Source organism: Vibrio sp. 10N.286.51.B11, from assembly GCF_041469245.1.
GTDB lineage: Bacteria > Pseudomonadota > Gammaproteobacteria > Enterobacterales > Vibrionaceae > Vibrio > Vibrio crassostreae_C.
In genome coordinates this window covers 64,468-84,727 of the sequence record NZ_JBFRKI010000025.1, presented here as the reverse complement: position 1 = coordinate 84,727, position 20,260 = coordinate 64,468, and the positions used below count along the sequence as shown (strand labels likewise).

Sequence of the window (20,260 nt, the reverse complement as noted above, 5' to 3'; positions counted from 1 at the left end):
CATATTAGTACAGTGTGTCTTTAAGTTTATGTTTATTAATGCTTTTTTATGTTTGCCGATTCTTGATATTCATTCGGTTCAAAAATCGCTTAATTACTCATATATACAAAAGGTTATTGAGCAAGAACTGAACCAGTTTATGAAGAGGGAATTTATGACAGCAGCTTATCGCCGACAACAAGGGCACCTGGTTTTTAACTTTGAGTCGTTAGCAGATCTGATGGCAAAGGCTACGCCAGAGCGTTCAGGGGATGTTTTGGCTGGTGTATCTGCGACTTCTGCTGCAGAGCGTGTTGTAGCTCAGATGACACTGGCAGACTTGCCCCTAAAGACGTTTTTAAATGAAGCGGTGATCCCTTATGAAAGTGATGAAGTTACTCGTTTAATCATTGATAGCCATGATAGAGAGGCGTTTAAAGCGATTGATCACCTTACAGTGGGAGACTTTCGGAACTGGCTGCTAAGTGATGAAGCCGATAGTCTCACGCTTGCAAAGCTGCGTCCTGGTTTAACTCCAGAAATGGTGGCTGCAGTGAGTAAGATCATGCGTAATCAGGATTTGATCCAAGTCGCCAAAAAATGTCGGGTAGTGACTGCGTTTCGTAACACCATTGGCTTGCCTAGTCGTTTATCCACCCGTTTACAGCCCAATCATCCAACCGATTCTCTCAATGGCATTGCCGCCAGTATTTTTGATGGTTTGATGTATGGCAATGGTGATGCTGTGATCGGCATTAATCCCGCAACAGATAATGTACCACAGGCAATTAAGTTGATGAATCTGATGGAAGAGGTCATTCAACACTACCAGATCCCGACCCAATCTTGCGTATTAACCCATGTTACAAACACGATTGAAGCGATTGAGATGGGCGCTCCGGTGGATCTCGTCTTTCAATCTATTGGTGGCACTCAAGGTACGAACGACACCTTTGGTATTAACCTTTCGATCCTTAAAGAAGCAAACGAAGCGGCGCTTTCGCTGAACCGAGGCACCGTTGGAAGTAACGTCATGTACTTTGAGACAGGGCAAGGAACATCTCTCTCTGCCAATGCTTTTCATGGTGTGGACCAACAAACTTGTGAGACACGGGCTTATGCCGTAGCGCGTCATTTTAATCCATTGTTGGTTAATACCGTGGTCGGCTTTATCGGCCCTGAATATCTCTTTGATGGAAAACAGATTATTCGAGCAGGGCTTGAGGACCATTTTTGTGGCAAATTGCTTGGCCTGCCGATGGGGTGTGATATCTGCTATACCAACCATGCCTATGCCGATCAAAATGATATGGATAACTTACTGACATTGCTCGGTGTCGCTGAGTGCTCGTTCATTATGGGGATTCCGGGTTCCGATGACATCATGCTCAATTATCAAACAACCTCGTTTCATGATGCACTTTATGCACGCAAGGTGTTGGGTTTAAAACCTGCGCCGGAGTTTGAGGAGTGGCTAACTCAGATGCAGATTTTTGATGATGTAAAAGATGTGCGCCTAAATGAACGACTCTCCGGCTCATTTGCTGGCGCTCTAGCACAACTTAATGGAGGCCCCGCACATGGGTAAGGTGGTCTCTATGGCAAAACATTCTGCTTCTAAGTTGGTAACTCAAAACCCTTGGCACGAGCTTAAAGGTTTTACATCGGCACGTATTGCACTGGGTCGAAGTGGAAATAGCGTTCCAACTAAAGAGTTGCTTTCATTTCAACTCGACCATGCACAGGCGATGGATGCCGTTCATTGTGCTTTAGATGTGGATTCATTGGTTGAGCTCATCGCTCAATCAAACTCGGTCATTCAACACACTTCTCAGGCACCAATTAAGGCGCACAGCAAAGCGACAGACAGATTCATGTATTTGCAAAGGCCGGATCTTGGTCGTGAGCTTGATGACGTCTGTTGGAATCAGTTGCAAGCCGTTCTTCATTCAGAGTCTCCCCCGTTTGATCTCGCGATAGTAGTGGCTGATGGCTTGTCTTCAATTGCCATTCAAAATCATGCAAATCCAGTCATTGAGCATCTGCTTTCTTTATTAGGGGAAGACGAAGTGCCGTGGCATGTTGCTCCTATTACTGTTGTGAGGCAGGGCCGAGTGGCAATAGGAGATGATGTTTGCGAGTGCTTACAAGCCAAGATGGTGGTGGTTTTGATTGGTGAACGCCCGGGACTGACCTCTCCAGATAGCATGGGTATGTACCTGACTTGGCAGGCAAGAAGAGGAGCAAAAGACTCTGATAGGAACTGCATTTCTAATATTCGCCCACAGGGGTTGGCTTATGAAGATGCGTGTAAGCGAGCGGTATACCTATTGAAGGAAGCTCGTCGGCTAGAGCTTTCTGGGGTCAACCTTAAAGACCGTTCGAGTATCGAGGAAGAAGGTGGTGAGCAGTTAGAAGACAAGCACACAGGCAATTTTTTAATTGGATAAAAGACAAAAATAGAGGGATTTACAATGTCAGAACATCAGGAATATTTGGCGCAAAGACAACTTAAAAGGGGCACTGCTGGGTGGATTTTGCTAGCAGGGTTAGGCGTTTCATACGTGATCTCTGGTGACTTTGCAGGCTGGAACTTTGGTATCGGTCAAGCTGGTTGGGGAGGCTTTCTTATTGCTGCAATTGCTATGGCGGTGATGTACTTTACCCTTGTCCTTTCTTTGGCGGAGATGTCTGCGGCTATTCCCGCTGCAGGAGGTGGCTATAGTTTTGCTCGACAAGCCATGGGACCAACGGGGGGATTTTTTACCGGCTTATCCGTCTTAATTGAGTATGCCCTTGCACCTGCCGCGATTGTCATTTTTATTGGCTCAGCGGTGAATGAACTAATGGGTATCGATGGTCCTCTTGTTTACGCGATCTTTTATGCCATCTTTATCGGTATTCATATGGCAGGGGTAGGAGAAGCTCTGAAAGTCATGATGGTCATCAGTGGGTTAGCCGTACTAGCAATTCTTATGACAGCAGGCGTATTGGTTAGTGAGTTTGATGCTAATAATCTGTTTGATATCGCTCCGGCAACCGCACAAGCCACAGAACTACTTCCTTTTGGTTGGTATGGTGTATGGGCGGCACTACCGTTTGCAATGTGGCTTTTTCTTGCGGTAGAAGGGGTTCCACTGGCTGCTGAAGAGGCGAAAAACCCGGCCAAGGATGTACCCAAAGGTATTATCGGCGCAATGTTATTCTTACTGGTCACCGCTACCTTAGTCGTTCTGCTGCTTGCGGGCGCTGTGGGTTCTGAAGCGATTGCGAATAGTGCCGTTCCTCTAGTCGATGCCTTGAAGTTGACCGGTAATCCAACCGTTGCAACGGCTGTTAATATACTAGGACTTGCAGGACTTATTGCTTCATTCTTCTCGATTATCTACGGTTATAGCCGCTTAGTGTTTGCATTGTCTCGTGCGGGTTACTTGCCTCAAAGCTTGTCGCTTACAAACAAAAACAAAGTGCCTGCTCGTGCTTTAGTGGTGCCGGGTGTGTTTGGTTTTGCTGTGTCATTGACCGGAGAAGGCGACCTGATCTTGGCGATGGCGGTAGTGGGGGCGACAGTGTCTTATGCATTAATGTCGCTTAGTCATATATTGTTGCGTATCAAGCAACCAGAGCTTCACCGTCCATACAAAACACCGGGTGGCATGCTGACTTCCGGCACTTCACTAGTGCTGTCGCTTATTGCAATGACGGGTGTTTATGCTTTTGACCCATCTGCATTCTTTATGACTATGGGACTCTTTGTGATTGGTGGTGCTTATTATGGCCTATATAGCCGTAATAAATTGGTCGCATCGACCGCTGAGGAAGAGTTTGAGATGCTGTCGGTTGCAGAGAAAGAGCTTGAGGCTACTAATTAGATTCAATTTCTAATGGTATTTAAGGCTCTAGTGCTTTGCTGGAGCCTTTATTACACTACTTGTAGTAACTTGCGTGTAAACCCCAATCGTCATCACCTCTAACGATAAATATTAATTTAGAAATAGTGCTGTTTTAGGATCATTTTCTTGGAACGTTTTTGTCCAGACACTTGTCATGATTTTTTATAACGAGTTAGATTCATAGCGACGAGCCCCGAAGTTCATTGATAGTGAAGTTTTCATCGCGCTAATCATGTCGATTGCCTTTCTCTAAAGATAAGTTGAAATGATGCAAAGGAAGAATTCGGCATAGATTATGAATGGGATTGATTCAGTAGACGGAATATATGATTCACTAGTAATTAGGATGAATTACTGTTCGCATGTGTATATGTAGCCTACTCCAGACTAATTTCCCTCACACCCCAACACTGCGACAAACGCATCCAAATACTTTTCTATAGTTAAATCCGCAGAAACGGGCGGTAGTTCTACAGTAATGCACGGTAGGTTTCTTTCCTGACACCATGTGCCGAATGAGCCTGGGGTTTCGTAATCGACGTCTTCAACGAGCGGCAGGTTGAATTGCTTACCTAGCCAAGTGGTGAGTTCTGATCGATCGGGGTCATCGACCATGGCGAGTGGTTCGTGAAAAGAGATGACGAATTTAGGTTGGCGCTGTTCGATGAGGTTTATGAGCGATTGCACTTCAGGTTCAAGTTGTTCGGCTTGCCCGGTTTTCACTTTTACATCTCTGACTGGTGTGTGGGAGCTCCAGCGATACACGGTGCCGTTTTCTGTCCAGTTTTGAGTTGGGAAGGCGCGGTTCAGATCGACTTGGTTGGCGTTGGCGCGAGTGCCTAATTGATTGCCATCTGGGTTCATCGACAGGATCACATCGTGTCTCAAGTTGGCGGCTGGCAAGCTTCTCAGCGCACAAGATAATCCTGCAATAGAAGCGGTTTCATCACCGTGTGTGCCTGCTAAGATCAGCCCGCGAGACTCGCTTTCTATTTGCGCGGGGAAATAGAGCAAAGGCGCACCCAACACTGATTTTCCATATGACAGCGGCTTTATTGAAAACGCAGCTCTTTCCGTTCTTGGAATTAAACTCACCTTAATCTCCTGATTGATCAAGTACTATCAAGTATTCACTATTGGCTATATTAATCATTAACTAAGTCCATTAGATGAACCCCTTTAAATAAACCATAGCGTCAAAACTCGTCAACCGTCGCATTGTTAATTTTATTACTTGCTTCAAAGATAGGCTAGGAGAGCAAACAAACATGGATTTTAAAAAACATTCAACGGCTTTACTCATTTCATTTTTATTGACCCCTTTTATATCAGTGACTGCCGCTGCTGAAACCTTACCTGCTGGTGTTTCGCTGGCAAAAGACCAACACTTAGTTCGTGCTAATGATGCAGAAGCGGCGACGCTTGACCCTGCGAAAGCAGAAGGCCTGCCAGAAATGCACATTCTACGTGACCTATTTGAAGGTTTAGTGATTCAAGATCGCGATGGCAATATTACTCCAGGTGTCGCGGAATCTTGGGAAACCGAAGACAACCAGACGTTTGTATTCCACCTGCGTAAAGACGCGAAATGGTCGAATGGCGATCCGGTGACGGCCGATGATTTCGTGTATGCGTTAAGACGCGCGGTCGACCCGAAACTCGCGTCTCCAAACGTGTGGTACCTCAAGCTCACCAAAATCAACAACATTGCTGACGTAGCAGAAGGTAAGAAGCCAGTTGAAGAACTCGGTATTTCCGCTGTCGACAAGCACACGGTGAAGTTCGAACTTGATAGCAAAGTGCCATACTTTGTTGCGATGACGGGCCACACATCCATGATGCCCGTTCATAAGGCAACGCTAGAAAGTAGCGACAAGCCGTGGAGCGACCCTAAGCAATTTGTTGGTAATGGAGCATTTGTGCTAGACGAGTGGGTGGTGAACGAGCGCATTGAGCTTAAGAAGAACCCGACGTACTGGGACAGTTCAGATACCCACTTAACCGAAGTAACTTATATTCCGTTTGAGAATCAGAATGCCTCGATTAACCGTTATGCGGTGGGCGAGGTCGATATTACTTCGGACGTGCCTACACACATGGCGCAGCAGCTTAAAAGCAAATATCAAGATGCGTTTACCACAGTGCCTCTGTTGTGTACTTACTACTACGCATTCAATACTACGCGACCACCTTTTGATGATGCGCGAGTACGTAAAGCTGTCTCTTATTCTATGATGCGTGACGTTATCACCAATGGTGTGACTCAGGTGGGCAACTTACCGGCTTATACCTTTGCTCATGAGTACACGGCTGGTTTTGATGCAACACAACCTGAATACAGCACGTGGACTCAGAAAGAACGCGATCAAAAGGCCAAAGAACTATTGCAAGAATCGGGCTACGATGCGTCTAACCCATTGGATTTCAAACTGCTTTACAATACCAGTGAATCGAACAAGTCGATTGCAGTGGCGATTGCATCAATGCTGAAAGGCAACTTAGGCGCACAAGTTGAACTAGAAAACCAAGAGTGGAAGTCTTACTTGGTATCGCGTCGCCAAGGTGATTTTGATGTGATGCGCGCCTCTTGGTGTGGTGACTACAATGAAGCATCAACCTTCTTGAGCCTATTGCGTTCTGGCTCTTCAGGTAACTTTGCTCGCTACAACAATGAAAAGTACGACGCAGCAATGGATAGCGCACTAGCCGCAACCAGCGAACAAGATCGCCAAGGTTTCTACGACCGGGCAGAACAGTTGCTGGCAGAAGACATGCCGATCGCACCAATTTACTACTACATGCAGGCTCGCCTAGTGCGACCAAGTGTCGGTGGTTTTGCGAAAAACAATGTGGAAGGGCGTATCTACTCTAAGGATCTCTACATCAAAGAGTAATTGCGTTTGATTCACGCGGCGACACACCGCTAAGAACATGAAATAAAGAAAAGGGACGTTGATCATAAATATCTGATCAACGTCCCTTCGTCATTAATCTGTAACGGTAAGCGCAAAAAACTGAAACCTGATTGAAGTATTTTTCACTTTTATTTCAATCAGGTGAAGCCATGTTACCCCCTCTACGTGCCCTTGTTGCGTTCGAAGCTGTTGCCCGCCTCGGTTCTATTGGCGCTGCTGCGCGCGAGCTTTGTGTTACCCAAGCTGCGGTGAGTCAGCAGCTTAAAAGTTTAGAAACCTTTCTCGATACCACATTGTTTGAGCGAAGCTCCAAAGGCGTAAAGCTGACGTCAGCTGCCCAGCACTATCAACCGATTGTTGCGGGTTCATTAGCACACCTGAAATTACAGACTCAAATCCTCTTCGGGGAAAAAGAAACCGACGTGTTGAGCCTGCGCGTTAATCACACCTTTTGCCATAACTGGCTGCTGCCTCGCTTGCCATCTTTTTATCAAAAATACCCTTTTATCAGGCTCGATATTCAGCTGGTGGACTGGCCATCAACCAACCCTTGTCAGAATGTCGATATTGAACTGACCAATGGCAAGGTCGAAAGCGAAGACACTCATAGTGAGCGACTCTTTCAAGAGCATTGGCAGTTGGTGTGTAGCCCAGACTTTAAAAACCAATATCAAGACTCCTTGGTTGAGCATGATTTTTCTGCTCTGCCGACCGTGCAAGTAAAAGGCTACCGAGAGAACTGGCTGCAATGGTTGAGTCACAACCAATTCGAGATGACCCTACCGAAGGTGTTATTGGAGGTGAGTAATTCTTTGCACGCCTTAGAAGCGGTCAAACATGGCATTGGCGTGTTGTTGGTGCGTTCGCTTGCGGTGTCTGAGCTGTTAGAGAAAAACGATCTGGTTCTGGCGACAGAGTCCTCAATGCCTGCTGAATCTGCCCACTATTTGATTACTAAACACCGACGCAGTGCCAAGGTGAATTTCTTCTGTGATTGGCTTTATCACCAGATGGAAGACGGTGAACTGGAAGAAAGATTTTCTAATGGGTAGCCATAAAAAAAATGAAGGGCGCTCTTACTAACCTGTCACACAAACCCCTTAATTTAACCGCATACAAATAAGGACGAGGTCACCATGAGTGCTTTCTCAGAACCAATGAAAAACCGCTTAAAGGTACTGCTATTTACTGCACCGTTGTTGGTGCCACTGTTTACTTTTTGGCTCGTACCATTTGGTTATTCGATTTACATCAGCTTCACCGACTGGGATTACATCTCGCCAGATTATTCGTTCATCGGTTTAGAAAATTACGAGTACATGGTTGAGGATTACGAGTTCATCCAAGCGATGCTCAATACGTTTTGGTTCTCTGTGGGTGTGGTGATTCCCACCATTATTCTTGGCCTTGTGTTTGCGATGCTGCTGCACAAAAATTTCAAGGGCAGCCAGTTTTATCGTGCGGTGATCTTCTCTCCTTGGATTACGCCAACGGTAGCAGTTTCGATCGTGTGGTCTTGGGTGTTCGAGACCAAATCGGGCTTGGCAAACCACTTACTGGAGTCGGCAGGGTTTAGCGCGATTCCATGGTTAGAGAACGGAAACACGGCTTTGATTGCGGTGATTATCGTGACGGTGTGGCAGGCGATTGGTTGGACGATGCTGTTCTACATCAGTGCACTCAACAAGATTCCAGAGTCACTGTATGAGGCTTCTTTGATTGATGGCTGCAGCAGCTTAACGCGCTTTTTGAAGATTACGCTTCCACTGATTTCACCAACCACTTTCTTCTTAGTGGTGGTCAACATTATTACGGCAATGCAGGCGTTCGATCAGTTCCAGATCCTAACGCAGGGCGGGCCGGGTGGTGAGACACGTACCTTGCTGTACTTGTTCTACCAACAAGCGTTTGAACGTTACGAAATGGGACCTGCGGCCGCGACATCGTTAGTGATATTCCTGATTACTGGATTGCTGGCACTTATTAATACCTACATCGGCAAGCGCTGGGTGTACTACTAGTCGATTTTTGAAAGGACAGAATTATGACCACGCAAGTATTGGATGCCAATCAAGTCTTAAATCAAAGAGCGGCTGAATCTAAAGTCACAGCTCAAACCAAAGCGACCAAATCAGAGGTTGCGTCAAAGAAGATTTCAGTGGATCGCCGTTCGTTCCTCGCACTGGCTAAGCACCTGTTCTTGGCAACGTGCGGAACCATTATGGTGTTCCCGTTCTTGTGGATGTTGTCTGGTTCACTGAAAAGCAACGATGAGATCTTTGCTAACCCACTGGATTTGATTCCAGAGCAATTCCGCTGGGAAACCTTTGTCGAAACCTTTCACAGCGCGCCGTTTGGCTTGTACATCTTCAACAGTTTTAGCGTGGCTTTGTTCACTACGTTTTTGGTGATTGTGAATTCGGCGATGTTTGCATATGCGCTGACTCAGCTGAAGTTTCGCTCAAAGACGGTGCTCTATTTCATCGTGATGGGTTGTTACATGCTGCCGGGCGCGGTGACTTACATTCCGTCTTATATCACCTTAGCAAAACTGGGTTTGTTGGATTCGCACATGGGGCTAGTGGCGTCGAACGCGGCGTCGGTTTTCGGTGTGTTCTATCTACGCCAAGTGTTTATCAAGGTGCACCCGTCGCTGATTGAAGCGGCACGAATTGATGGTGCAGGTGAGCTCAAGATCTTATGGACAATCATCTTACCGCAATGCCGAGCAGCAGTCGCAACACTGTTCTTCATCACTTTTATTACCAATTACAACAGCTACATGTGGCCAAGCCTGGTGATTACGACTCAGGATTTAAATCTGATTGCTACTGGTATTCGTCACTACTTTATTGCCGAAGGTAACTATGGGTTGAACTGGTCGCAAATTATGGCGGCGAGCACCATTGCAGTATTGCCTTTGTTAATTCTATTCGTCATTTGTCAAAAGACGATTCTTTCAGGTATCGCCGATAACGGCGTAAAAGAGTAAACGGAAATGAAACTAAAAACTCTCGCACTAGTGTGTGCTGGCGCAGCAAGCGCGTCTATGTTCTCTAGCAGTGTTCTTGCCGCAACCGAAGTTAACTTTTGGTATTCCGGTGGTACTAAGCCACAGCAAATGATGACTAAGCTCATCGAAGAGTTCAACGCGAGCCAAGATGAGTATGTGGTGAAGCCCGCATTGCAAGGTAACTACACGGAAACCTACCAGAAGCTGCAAGCTGGTTTAGCGTCGAAAACGGCACCTGAACTTGTGCTATTAGATTCAGGTCGTGCGGAAGCGATGCACGGGCGTGGTCTGAGCCGTGACCTAACGCCGTTTATGGATGAAGAGTTCAACTTCTCTGATTTCATTGGCGCGTTTAAAGATCAAGTGACGGCAGACGATGGCACCATCATTGGTCTACCTGCTTACGGTACAACTCAAGTGTTCTACTACAACAAGCAAGTATTGGCAGATAACGGCTTTACCGAGCAAGACCTAAACACATGGCAAGGTGTGGCTAAGGTCGCTGAGAAAGTCACACAGCGTGACGAGAAAGGCAACGTGACTTTCTACGGCTGGGAGCCGATGTGGGGTCAGGGCAACATGATTGACGCGGCTTTCTCTAACGGCGCTAAGATCATCAGTGATGACGGTAAGAAAGTGCTGATTGACTCTCCTGAGTGGGTTGAGGTGTGGGACAGCTTCCGTAAGTGGATCCATGATGATCAAATCATGCGAATTCACTACGGTGGTCAAGGCTGGGAATACTGGTATAAAACCATTGATGACGTGATGAAAGACAACGCACTGGGTTATACAGGTTCATCGGGTGACCAAGGTGACTTGGACTTCACTAAGCTTTCGGCAACCACACAACCGGGTTGGGGCTCAAACCCTTCTGCACCACAAGCGGGTGCGCTGGTTTATGTAATGCCAAAAGGTACAGACGAAGCAGCAGCGAAAGGTGCATTTGAGTTTGTTGAGTTCTACACCAACGCGAAAAACACGGCAGCATGGTCGATGTTTACGGGCTACATCCCTGTGCGCAACAGTGTTTCTGAAGTTCCAGAATACCAAGCGTTCACCAAAGACAACCCACAAGCTCTGATTCCGTTGAAGCAAGCAAACACGGCGACCAAAGATTTCCTTGACCCTACCAACGGTAAGATCATGGATGCGCTGAAAGTAGCTGCGGACCAAATTCAAATCCAAAACGTGCCGGCTGACAAAGCGCTAAAACAAGCGGCTAAAAAAGCACAACGTGCACTAGATCGAGCGAATCGTTCTTAATCTGCAAAGTGGATTAACACTATCTTTGCACGCATCAAGGCCCATCTATTCGGGTGGGCCTCTTTTTGACCCAGTCCTTCAATTAGGACGAATTTGGTGAAGACAATGACCCAATTTCAAGGTGAGCTGCCGTTTGGCAGAGTACGTATCCCCTTTGATGTGCCAACAGGTTCTCACAGCGTAATTATTACCGGCACAACGGTGAAAAAAGGATTCTTGTACGCATCGGCGTATGATGCCAACCAAGCATTTCGTGGCAAAGTGCTATTTGAAAAGGCGCACAAGTCACTCTCTATCCAACCGAAAAACTCTGGTTTAGGTGCGATTGATGGTGCGATTCCATCAGGTGAGTGGTTCTTAGAACTTTACAATCTTGAAGGTGAGTTTCGCACCGAGCGTGCGATGCAGTATCAAGTCGATGTACTTTGCTCTGATGAGTCAGTTAATAGCGATGCTGAGTTAGAACTGACTCCAACGGTGACAAGTGATCACGATATCGAGTTTGATTACAGCCATATGCTGAGTTCTGATTCTCGTTGGTATCGCGGCGATTTACACGCTCACACTCAGCTTTCTGATGGTCACAATACCTTGGCCGCGGCCAAAGATATTGTTGAATCACAAGTGCTCGATTTCTTCTTCTTCACCGAGCACAACATCTGCCAGCCTAAGCTGCCTGTATCAAACCAATGTTTGTTTTTACCAGCGTTAGAAGTCACGACCGATCTCGGGCATTTTAATGTGCATGGCCCGGTTAAGTCTTTAGACCTTAGAGACGTTGAGCACAGCAGCCAAGCGACGATGGAAGCAGGATTGAACTTAGCTAAAAGTGGACACAGTTCCCTTGGCATTAATCACCCGATGATGAAGCCGTGGCATTGGCATTACGATCAAGTGGATCTTAGCCAAGTGTCTACGTTTGAAGTGTGTTGTGACCCAACGTGGTCGACCTCGCCAAAAGCGACCGAAGAGGCGTTATTGGTTCTCAATGAAATGTGGAATTGTGGCCAACGCATTACGGCGATTGGCGGCAGTGATTCACACCTTGAACCCCATGAGCGCAATCCAAAATCGGATGAACCTTCTATCTACGGTGACCCATCAACTTTCGTTTACAGCCATGGTTTGAGCGGCGAAGGCATCTTGTCTGGTTTGCGTAATGGGCAGGTTTACCTAGAGCGCCGCTGTGGCCTGAAGTTTGACATCAACTTAGGTGATTTGCTGCCGGGCAACGACTCTCAAGGGCAGGCTCTCACTTATCGTATCGCTGTCACTGATTCAGAAAACCTTTACTACGCTGAGTGCGTGGTGGATGGCGAGATTGTTGAACGAATCGCTCTGAATGATGAGCTGCAAAGTATCCATATTGATGAAGGCTACCGTTGGTGCCGAGTGGATATCCGTCGTGGAGAACTTTCTTCTGCATTAATCAACAGCACTCAATCTGCATGTGACGAACGTGAGTTTGAAGGCTGCATCAATGCCGTATTCGACGGCAAACAACCAGAATTTAACCAACCCCTAGTGCGTACTTGGGGAGAACTAATGGAGCGAATGAGCCGTGATGAAGTTTAAGGCGATGTTATTTGATAAAGACGGCACATTGATAGAGTTCCACAAGATGTGGCTTAACGTTTCTCGTGGTGCTTGTGAGCGTGTGAAATCTTACAGTGACCAGCATCAGGGTAATCAAACTGTCACACCTGCTGAGTTACTCTTGGCTATCGGCGTGGAAGGTGATGTGGTTGATAACTATGGACTATTAGCCTCAAACCCAGTGGAAGATACCGCAACAGCGTGGTTCAACATGCTGCAACCTAATGTCTCGCTCGCTGAGTTCACTAAGGTGACCAAAGCCGCTTTCAATGACGAAGTGGAAGAGAACCCAAGCTGGATTGAAGCACTACCAGGTGTGGCTGAAAAGCTTGGCCTGTTTAAGCAGCAAGGCATGATTTTAGGCATCGCGACCGCAGACACCAAAGACTCAACCATCTACACACTAGAGCAATCGGGTTTGAGCGAGATGTTTGATTATGTCGGTTACTCAGATGGTGATATCGAACCTAAACCAGCGCCAGCACTGCTCAATGCCTTCTGTGAACAATGCGGTATTGAGCCTCATGAGGTGATCATGTTTGGTGACACGGTTTCGGATATGGAATTTGGCCGCAATGCAGGCGCAAGCAATGTCGGTGTTCTGACGGGGACTGCACAACACAGCGAGTTAGAGCCAGTGGCGGATCTGGTTATCGCATCAGTCGCCCATTTTGAGCTCAACCAACTGCAAGAACGTGGCTAAAACGTCCACGACAGATTGCAAAGATAGTATTTAACGAATTGATTTAAGGACAGGTTATGGCTGAAGTCACACTGAGAGGGGTAGAAAAAACCTACCCAAATGGTTTTAAGGCTGTGCACGGTGTCGATCTGAATATTCGCGAAGGTGAGTTCATGGTGTTTGTTGGGCCGTCTGGCTGCGCAAAATCTACGACACTTCGCATGATCGCAGGCCTTGAAGATATCTCAGAAGGCGATGTCTACATTGGCGATAAGCGTGTAAACGAATTGCCACCTAAAGATCGTGGTATCTCGATGGTGTTTCAGAACTACGCGCTTTATCCGCACATGTCGGTGTACGAAAACATGGCTTTTGGCCTGAAGCAACAGAAGCTGCCAAAGCATGAAATCAATGAGCGAATTGAAGATGCAGCCAAGACTCTCGATATCGAACACCTGCTAAATAATAAGCCGGGTGAAATGTCGGGTGGTCAAAGGCAGCGTGTGGCGCTTGGCCGTGCGATGGTGCGTAAGCCAGATGTGTTTTTGTTTGACGAGCCCTTGTCTAACTTGGATGCCAAGCTGCGTGTTTCGACTCGTGTCAGCATTGCACAGCTGCACAATAACCTGAAGCAAGAAGGGCAGAACGCCACCATGATCTATGTGACACACGATCAGGTGGAAGCCATGACCCTTGGCGATCGCATCTGTGTGTTGAATCAAGGTGAGATTATGCAAGTCGATACGCCAATGAACCTTTATCAGTACCCAGCAAACAAGTTTGTCGCAGGCTTTATTGGTTCGCCAGCGATGAATCTTCTCAAGGTGAGATTGGATGAGATTGATGGCGTGATGAACGTGGTCTCTGAAAGTGGGACTCGTTGGACACTGCCACAAGACAAGCAGATTATCGCTCGTGAAAAGATAGGTGAGTGGGTATGGTTTGGTGTTCGTCCAGAGCACATTCAACTGGCTAATCACGATGCGCCGCTGGCGGAAGTGAATACTCAAACGCACAGGCTTGATGTGGTTGAGTCGATGGGTAATGAGCTGTATCTCTACTTTAAACTCGGTGCAGATAAGCTGGTGGCTCGCGTGCCTTTTGATGCGGATCGCACGGCAAACAGTGGTGAAGAAACGGTGCTGCATTTCAACACCAGCCAATGTCACCTGTTCGATTTAGAAACCGAAGAGACGCTCGATCCTAAGAGCTGATTCTGTTGATCCTACGAGTTGTTTTGTAAAAAGAAATCCCCATTCGTTGACTAGACGAATGGGGATTTTAGTTACTAGGGGTAGTTACTTTATCAATAGTGAACATTCACTAATTTATTGATTATTTAGATAACCTTTGGTTTTAAATAATCTTAGGTTTTAGATAGCCACCATAGTCGCGGCTTTCTTCATTGCTTCCTTGGTTGAACACTCAATCACGTTCGCGTTAGCAAAGCGGTGAGCGTCTTTCACTTGAATATCGTGAGCCAAGATAACCAGCTTCGCGTTCGCCACATCTAGGTCGGTGATGCGGTTCTGAATACCGTTTTGACCTTGAGTTTCTACTTTGATTTTCAGACCCGCTGCCGCACCTGCTTTTTCTAGTGCTTTCGCCGCCATGAAGGTGTGTGCAACACCAGAAGGGCAACATGTTACAGCTACGATGTCGTACTCGCCTTCGCCTGCTGCAGGAGCGGCTTGAGCTTGTACTGGCGCTTCAACCATGTCTTCTTCTGTTTCTACCGCTACCGGTTTCCAGAAGCCTACGATAACGGCTGTGGTTAGCGAGCCAAGCGCAATACCGACGACGTACATTGGAATGTTGCTTGATACTGGCGCAGTGATTAGGCCGCCCCACGGTGCGTGCAGTAGAACGTCTGTCATGAAGCCGAATACACAGCCCACGATACCACCGGCAACGATTGAAGGAAGTACGCGCATTGGGTCATTTGCTGCGAACGGGATAGCACCTTCAGAGATACCGATAGAACCCATGATTGCTGCCGCTTTACCTGCTTCTTGCTCTTGTTTAGAGAACTTGTTTTTGAATAGGAAAGTCGCCAGAGCCATACCTAGAGGTGGAGTACAAATCGCGATGCCAACGCCGCCCATTAGCCAAGGTTGTGTGTCTACTTGAGTTTGGGCAAATAGGGTCGCTACTTTGTTTATAGGGCCGCCCATATCAAACGCCGTCATACCGCCAAGGATTGTACCCAGAACCATCTTAGATGCGCCAGCCATTGAAGCTAGGAACTCGTTCATAGAAGACATGAACAGTTTGATTGGTTCACCGATGCCCCACAATACGATACCTGCAGAGATTAACGTGCCTAGAAGCGGGTAGATAAAGTACGCTCCTAGCGCCGTCATATTTGCAGAAAGTGGGATCTTCTTAAGTTGGAACACCACGCCACCGGCGATAAAGCCTGCCACGATACAACCAAGGAAGCCGCCGCCCATGTCAGCCATGATGCCAGAAGAGATCATTGCAGGTGCTAGTGCTGGTTTGTCTGCAATTGAGTAACCAATAAAGCCGCCAAGAATGATTGGGAAAAGAACAAGGCCTTTGATACCGATATTAGAGATGTCTGCCAGCAAGCCGTCTGCTGGTACGGCACCTTTGCCTGATGCCATTACCGCTAACGCCAACAGAACACCACCGGCTACGATGAAAGGCAGCATGTGTGAGGTTCCGAAAAGCAGGTGGCCTTTCATGGTACTAAGGAGTTTTTTAAAGTCGCTACTACTGTTTTTATTATTAGTATTCGTAGCTTGAGTTGTTAGGGTGCTCATAATTTTCTATGCCTTATGAATTAATTAAAATATTAAGGATCTGTTGTTCGTCTTTTGCGTTATGGATATCTTGAATAAATTCATCGCTGAATTTTCCAAATAGTTCTTGTAATACATAAATATGATGGTCAGCACCGTTGTCTGGTGAAGCAATCATAAAAAATACGGTTGGATTAATGCCGTCTTCATCGCCATATTCGATGCCTTCGCACTTTACACCGACAGCGATTGCCGGCTCAGTGACCGCCTTGCTTTTTGAGTGTGGGTAAGCGATGCCGTCCATCGAGGTAATGCTTTGAGATTCACGAATTTCGATGTCTGCCAAGAAGGCTTCTTTATTACTGATTCGGTTGTTCTCAAATAACATGCTTGCCAATTCTTCAAACAGTTCTTTTTTATTATTCGCTTGAAGGTTGTTATTAATTAAGTTGACGTTAGTTAGCTGTGTGATCATTTATTAACTCATTCACTATTGAAGTTCTTGAATTAAAATTAATGGATTAACCCGATTCGCGAAATAGCAAATAAAAGCCCTTCACTGTACATTTGTACCAAGCAAAATTAAGTGTGATTTGCATCATTCATCCAGTGTGAGATGAGTCATATTTAATGGTGTACTTCGGTGTTGAAATAACTTTCTGTAGGAAGAAAAATGCCCCGCAAAGCAGGGCATGATCAGTGTTTGTATCTACTCGGGAGAGCTAGATTTACTTTTGAGAGCTAGCTGTAAGCACGCGCCACGCGTCCAACGCAATCGAGTTTGTAACTCTCAGCGTAAGCGGGAATGAATACCGATTGGCCTTTCTCTATCACGCAGGTTTCACCACATTGGTGAGTGAGCACCATGGACTCGTCGAGTGGCAATAAGATCTCGGCACCTTCGGTAGTGATCTGTCGTTGCTGTGAGTTTTGCACGATAGAGAACTTAAAATCCTCGACTGGAATTTCGTATTCCATCACGTCACCTTGTTCAATCGGGTTGAGCAGTAATCTATCTGCTGGCTTTTCATTAAATCGAGTACAAGAAACCAGTTCGTTCACGTCCATGTACTTAGGCGTTAACCCGGCACGCAGCACATTGTCTGAGTTCGCCATGATCTCTAGACCTGTACCTTTGATGTAAGCGTGAGGTGTTTCAGCGTCTAGATACATGGCTTGCCCCGGCTTTAGGGTAATCACGTTCAATAGTAGCGGAGCGAACAAACCGACATCACCTGGGTATTGAGTTTCAAGCTCTGAAATCAGTTGGAATACACGTTTATCAGAAAGCTTAGCCTTCATGAGCAGTATGGTAAGCGCCATGCCTTTTTGCTCACCCTCCAGAGACAGTAAGCTCGCAAAAAAGCAGGCTAAGCCATTCGGTGTTTGATCGCCCGCGAGATCGTTGACCATCGAATGAAGCTCTGGAATGTCGAGATAATGGAAGTGCTCTAGGATCTCGCTGATCGACCTAAAACCATTCATCGCGGTGTAGTCGGTTAGGGCATACACCAGTTCTGGCTTGTGGTTGGGATCCTTGTAGTTACGGTTGCCCGCTGTCATCGGAATGCCTTGCTGCTCTTCTAGAGCATAGCCAGATTCGGCTTGCTGCTTGTTCGGGTGAACTTGAACAGAGAGCGCTTTCTCCGCCGCTAACACCTTAAACAGATACGGAAGTTCACCAAAACGGCTCGCGACTTTCTCGCTCAGAAACAGGTTTAGGTTCTTAGAAATCAAGTTCGACAACGTGGTTTGATGACCATTGTCAGTGACTATCGAACAACCATTAGGGTGAGCGCCCATCCAGATCTCCGCTTGTGGCTCACCTGATTGGTTATCAATACCAAACAGTTGGCTAAACGAAGAAGGGCTACCCCATGCGTAGTTTTGAATTACGTTGGTCATAGGGTAGAAAAAGCGTTGTACGAACGAGTCGTTCGCTAAAGAAAAATCAGACATCGAAATCACCATGAAGGGAAACATGGCTTGAGCTCTATTCGTTCCTAAAAGGAGAGTAGAAGGGCTCAAGCCATTGGAGTTGAAATGGCTTAAGCCGCTGCTGTTGCTAGCTTGGCTTTGCGTAGATTTTTAAGTGCGATACAAGTAACCGCAGTTACGCCTGCACCAGACGCCATGCACAACAGTGCTAGCAGTGGGTAGTTCATTGCGCCAAGTAGAGCGACCACTGGACCACCGTGAGCAACACTGTTGGTGATACCAAACGAGAACGCCATTACCGCAGCAGTCATTGAGCCAAGCACGTTGGCTGGGATAACTGACATTGGATCTTGAGCCGCGAATGGAATCGCACCTTCAGAGATACCCACCAAGCCCATCGCGCCTGCTGCTTTACCTGCTTCAATCTCAGAAGATTCGAATAGGTCGAACTTACGGCCAAGTCTGGTTGCGATAGCCATACCAAGGGGAGCGACAGGGATTGCACACGCCATTGCACCCATGAATTGAGTTTGACCGCTAGCAATCATGCCGACCGAGAATAGGAACGCTACTTTGTTGAATGGGCCGCCCATATCGAAACCGGCCATGCCACCCAGTACGATGCCAAGCAGAACCACGTTGCCTGTGCTCATGCTCGTTAGTAGTGCAGTAAGCGCATCCATCAGCCCAGCGATAGGTGCACCGATAACAAAGATGAACAGACCCGCGATGAATAGAGAGCCAGTGATCGGAGCGATCATGATAGGCACAAGTGGTTGAACGAATTTGCGGTAGTTAAACGAAGTAATCCATTTAACGAAGTAACCCACTAATAAACCCGCGATGATTGCGCCAATGAAGCCAGTGCCTGCGTCAGCGCCATAGAAAGAGCCGTTGTTGGCAATCCAACCGCCAATTAAGCCAGGGGTTAGGGCTGGGCGGTCAGCAATCGCGTAAGCAATATAACCAGCCAAGATTGGGATCATCAATGTGAAGGCAACCACGCCCACTTCTAGGATTTGGTTCCACATGCTGCCAGCAGGAATCGCCATGCCAGATTCACTTGGCTCGCCGCCAATCGCCAGTGCAAGGGCTATCAATAGGCCACCAGTCACGACGAATGGGATCATGTGAGATACGCCATTCATCAAGTAACGGTAAAGGTCTGAACGTGCTTGTGAGGCTTTTTCTACAACAGATTGGTTGGTCGGCGTTTGTTCAGCTTGGTAACTAGGTGCGTTGAGCGCTTGCTTAATCAAGCCTTGTGCGTCTTTGATTGGTGCTTTTACGTTGGTGCTGATGACGCGTTTTCCGGCAAAGCGAGCCATGTCGACCTGTTTATCACAAGCCACGACAATCGCGTCGGCGCGTTCGATCTCTTCTTGAGTCGGGCTGTTTTTAACACCAATAGAACCGTTAGTTTCGACCTTGATGTCGTAGCCAAGAGCCGCCGCTCCTTTCTCTAGCGCTTCAGCTGCCAAATAAGTGTGCGCAACGCCAGCTGGGCAGCCTGTCACACCAATGATGAAGCCTTGTTTCTCAACGTTGGTTTCGGTTGCTGAAGGCTCAGGTTTGCTAAGCAGTAGTTCTAATGCTTCTTGTTCAGATTGAGCATTCATGAAGCTTTCGATAGAGCCTTCTTCAATCAGTTTTGAAGAAAGCTCTGCCAGTACTTCGATGTGGTGATCATCGCCGCCATCAGGAGAGGCAATCATGAAGAACAGTTTTGATGGCTGACCGTCATCGGCGCCGTATTCGATACCCTGCTTGTGGACGCCGATAACAACCGCGGGTTTGATCACCGCAGCGCTTTTCGCGTGTGGCAGAGCAATACCTTCTTCAAATCCGGTATTACCTTGTTCTTCACGAGCTTTAATGTCGGTAAGGAACTGTGCTTTGTCTGAAATTCGACCTTGTGCGTACAGCACCTCGATCAGCTCTTTAAATACGTCTTCTTTTGAATTAGCGCTAAGCGAAAGCTTAATCAAATTTTGGTTGATCAATGTCGTGATCATAATGAACCCCTACTCTGTTTTTATTTTGTTAGGGGTATTCTGGAATCTACGGCTTGCCTTCTGTAGTGAAGAAAAAATGCATTTACTGGATGATTGTTGCCTTATAAATGGAGTGTGATTTTGATCGGTTAGGAGTGCCTGTTTGGGGGAGTGTTGACAGCTTTTATGAGGTTATAACGCTTTTATTGATAAGGGCTT

General features: G+C 46.9%; 16 protein-coding genes. 11 read left to right on the top strand and 5 right to left on the bottom strand.

What is annotated here, in order from left to right:
• Positions 1-154 precede the first annotated feature (154 nt).
• From AB4154_RS12960 to eat, 3 genes are read left to right on the top strand one after another with little or no spacing between them, the layout of a single operon-like run.
• Entirely contained in the window at positions 155-1,567 is a 1,413-nt protein-coding gene (locus AB4154_RS12960; RefSeq protein ID WP_017061645.1) for an ethanolamine ammonia-lyase subunit EutB, read from the top strand.
• Positions 1,560-2,429: an ethanolamine ammonia-lyase subunit EutC gene (eutC, locus tag AB4154_RS12955; RefSeq protein WP_017067008.1), complete on the top strand. Its 870-nt coding sequence runs from the start codon at positions 1,560-1,562 to the stop codon at positions 2,427-2,429. The genes AB4154_RS12960 and eutC overlap by 8 nt, the downstream gene beginning before the upstream one ends.
• A 24-nt stretch (positions 2,430-2,453) precedes the next feature.
• Positions 2,454-3,851: an ethanolamine permease gene (eat, locus tag AB4154_RS12950; RefSeq protein ID WP_017061647.1), complete on the top strand. Its 1,398-nt coding sequence runs from the start codon at positions 2,454-2,456 to the stop codon at positions 3,849-3,851.
• 408 nt (positions 3,852-4,259) lie between these two features.
• Here eat and mpaA read toward each other — a convergent pair whose 3' ends face one another.
• On the bottom strand, positions 4,260-4,967 hold the full coding sequence (gene mpaA, locus AB4154_RS12945; protein WP_137001686.1) for a murein tripeptide amidase MpaA: 708 nt from the start codon (positions 4,965-4,967) through the stop codon (positions 4,260-4,262).
• Positions 4,968-5,140: 173 nt separating this feature from the next.
• On the opposite strand from mpaA, the gene AB4154_RS12940 reads away from it, so the two are divergent.
• The 8 genes from AB4154_RS12940 (at position 5,141) to AB4154_RS12905 (ending at position 14,558) form a co-directional block, all read left to right on the top strand.
• Entirely contained in the window at positions 5,141-6,766 is a 1,626-nt protein-coding gene (locus AB4154_RS12940) for an ABC transporter substrate-binding protein (RefSeq protein WP_372123254.1), read from the top strand.
• Between the two features lie 170 nt (positions 6,767-6,936).
• Positions 6,937-7,839 (top strand): LysR substrate-binding domain-containing protein, encoded by a 903-nt coding sequence (locus AB4154_RS12935; RefSeq protein WP_102332231.1) that lies wholly within the window; start codon positions 6,937-6,939, stop codon positions 7,837-7,839.
• Between the two features lie 84 nt (positions 7,840-7,923).
• The gene (locus AB4154_RS12930; protein WP_017064953.1) at positions 7,924-8,808 is read left to right on the top strand and encodes a carbohydrate ABC transporter permease; all 885 of its coding nucleotides are present in this window, start codon (positions 7,924-7,926) and stop codon (positions 8,806-8,808) included.
• A 23-nt stretch (positions 8,809-8,831) separates the two neighbouring features.
• Positions 8,832-9,779, top strand: coding sequence for a carbohydrate ABC transporter permease (locus AB4154_RS12925; protein WP_372123252.1), 948 nt, complete (start codon positions 8,832-8,834; stop codon positions 9,777-9,779).
• A gap of 6 nt (positions 9,780-9,785) precedes the next feature.
• Positions 9,786-11,066 (top strand): extracellular solute-binding protein, encoded by a 1,281-nt coding sequence (locus AB4154_RS12920; protein ID WP_017064951.1) that lies wholly within the window; start codon positions 9,786-9,788, stop codon positions 11,064-11,066.
• Positions 11,067-11,171: 105 nt separating this feature from the next.
• Complete coding sequence (locus AB4154_RS12915; protein WP_065584078.1) at positions 11,172-12,641, top strand: CehA/McbA family metallohydrolase; 1,470 nt, start codon at positions 11,172-11,174, stop codon at positions 12,639-12,641.
• Positions 12,631-13,365, top strand: coding sequence for an HAD family hydrolase (locus tag AB4154_RS12910; protein ID WP_017064949.1), 735 nt, complete (start codon positions 12,631-12,633; stop codon positions 13,363-13,365). The genes AB4154_RS12915 and AB4154_RS12910 overlap by 11 nt, the downstream gene beginning before the upstream one ends.
• Before the next feature lie 56 nt (positions 13,366-13,421).
• Positions 13,422-14,558, top strand: a complete 1,137-nt coding sequence (locus AB4154_RS12905) for an ABC transporter ATP-binding protein (protein ID WP_372123249.1) — start codon at positions 13,422-13,424, stop codon at positions 14,556-14,558.
• Positions 14,559-14,717: 159 nt separating this feature from the next.
• Here AB4154_RS12905 and AB4154_RS12900 read toward each other — a convergent pair whose 3' ends face one another.
• The 4 genes from AB4154_RS12900 to AB4154_RS12885 form a co-directional block, all read right to left on the bottom strand.
• Positions 14,718-16,130 carry a fructose-specific PTS transporter subunit EIIC gene (locus AB4154_RS12900; protein WP_102320881.1) on the bottom strand — a complete coding sequence of 471 codons (1,413 nt, stop codon included), beginning with the start codon at positions 16,128-16,130 and terminating at the stop codon, positions 14,718-14,720.
• A 13-nt stretch (positions 16,131-16,143) separates the two neighbouring features.
• Positions 16,144-16,584, bottom strand: coding sequence for a PTS sugar transporter subunit IIA (locus AB4154_RS12895; protein WP_017071406.1), 441 nt, complete (start codon positions 16,582-16,584; stop codon positions 16,144-16,146).
• Positions 16,585-16,850: 266 nt separating this feature from the next.
• Complete coding sequence (manA, locus tag AB4154_RS12890) at positions 16,851-18,068, bottom strand: mannose-6-phosphate isomerase, class I (RefSeq protein WP_372123247.1); 1,218 nt, start codon at positions 18,066-18,068, stop codon at positions 16,851-16,853.
• A gap of 89 nt (positions 18,069-18,157) precedes the next feature.
• A complete protein-coding gene (locus AB4154_RS12885; protein ID WP_372123245.1) occupies positions 18,158-20,062 on the bottom strand; it encodes a fructose-specific PTS transporter subunit EIIC in 1,905 nt (634 codons plus the stop codon).
• Positions 20,063-20,260: the final 198 nt, after the last annotated feature.

What these genes read in the sequence shown, in the direction of transcription:
- AB4154_RS12960 (WP_017061645.1), top strand. Translation starts at nt 155, where the DNA reads ATGACAGCAGCTTATCGCCGACAACAAGGGCACCTGGTTTTTAACTTT.
- eutC (WP_017067008.1), top strand. Translation starts at nt 1,560, where the DNA reads ATGGGTAAGGTGGTCTCTATGGCAAAACATTCTGCTTCTAAGTTGGTA.
- eat (WP_017061647.1), top strand. Translation starts at nt 2,454, where the DNA reads ATGTCAGAACATCAGGAATATTTGGCGCAAAGACAACTTAAAAGGGGC.
- AB4154_RS12940 (WP_372123254.1), top strand. Translation starts at nt 5,141, where the DNA reads ATGGATTTTAAAAAACATTCAACGGCTTTACTCATTTCATTTTTATTG.
- AB4154_RS12935 (WP_102332231.1), top strand. Translation starts at nt 6,937, where the DNA reads ATGTTACCCCCTCTACGTGCCCTTGTTGCGTTCGAAGCTGTTGCCCGC.
- AB4154_RS12930 (WP_017064953.1), top strand. Translation starts at nt 7,924, where the DNA reads ATGAGTGCTTTCTCAGAACCAATGAAAAACCGCTTAAAGGTACTGCTA.
- AB4154_RS12925 (WP_372123252.1), top strand. Translation starts at nt 8,832, where the DNA reads ATGACCACGCAAGTATTGGATGCCAATCAAGTCTTAAATCAAAGAGCG.
- AB4154_RS12920 (WP_017064951.1), top strand. Translation starts at nt 9,786, where the DNA reads ATGAAACTAAAAACTCTCGCACTAGTGTGTGCTGGCGCAGCAAGCGCG.
- AB4154_RS12915 (WP_065584078.1), top strand. Translation starts at nt 11,172, where the DNA reads ATGACCCAATTTCAAGGTGAGCTGCCGTTTGGCAGAGTACGTATCCCC.
- AB4154_RS12910 (WP_017064949.1), top strand. Translation starts at nt 12,631, where the DNA reads ATGAAGTTTAAGGCGATGTTATTTGATAAAGACGGCACATTGATAGAG.
- AB4154_RS12905 (WP_372123249.1), top strand. Translation starts at nt 13,422, where the DNA reads ATGGCTGAAGTCACACTGAGAGGGGTAGAAAAAACCTACCCAAATGGT.
- AB4154_RS12900 (WP_102320881.1), bottom strand. Translation starts at nt 16,130, where the DNA reads ATGAGCACCCTAACAACTCAAGCTACGAATACTAATAATAAAAACAGT.
- AB4154_RS12895 (WP_017071406.1), bottom strand. Translation starts at nt 16,584, where the DNA reads ATGATCACACAGCTAACTAACGTCAACTTAATTAATAACAACCTTCAA.
- manA (WP_372123247.1), bottom strand. Translation starts at nt 18,068, where the DNA reads ATGTCTGATTTTTCTTTAGCGAACGACTCGTTCGTACAACGCTTTTTC.
- AB4154_RS12885 (WP_372123245.1), bottom strand. Translation starts at nt 20,062, where the DNA reads ATGATCACGACATTGATCAACCAAAATTTGATTAAGCTTTCGCTTAGC.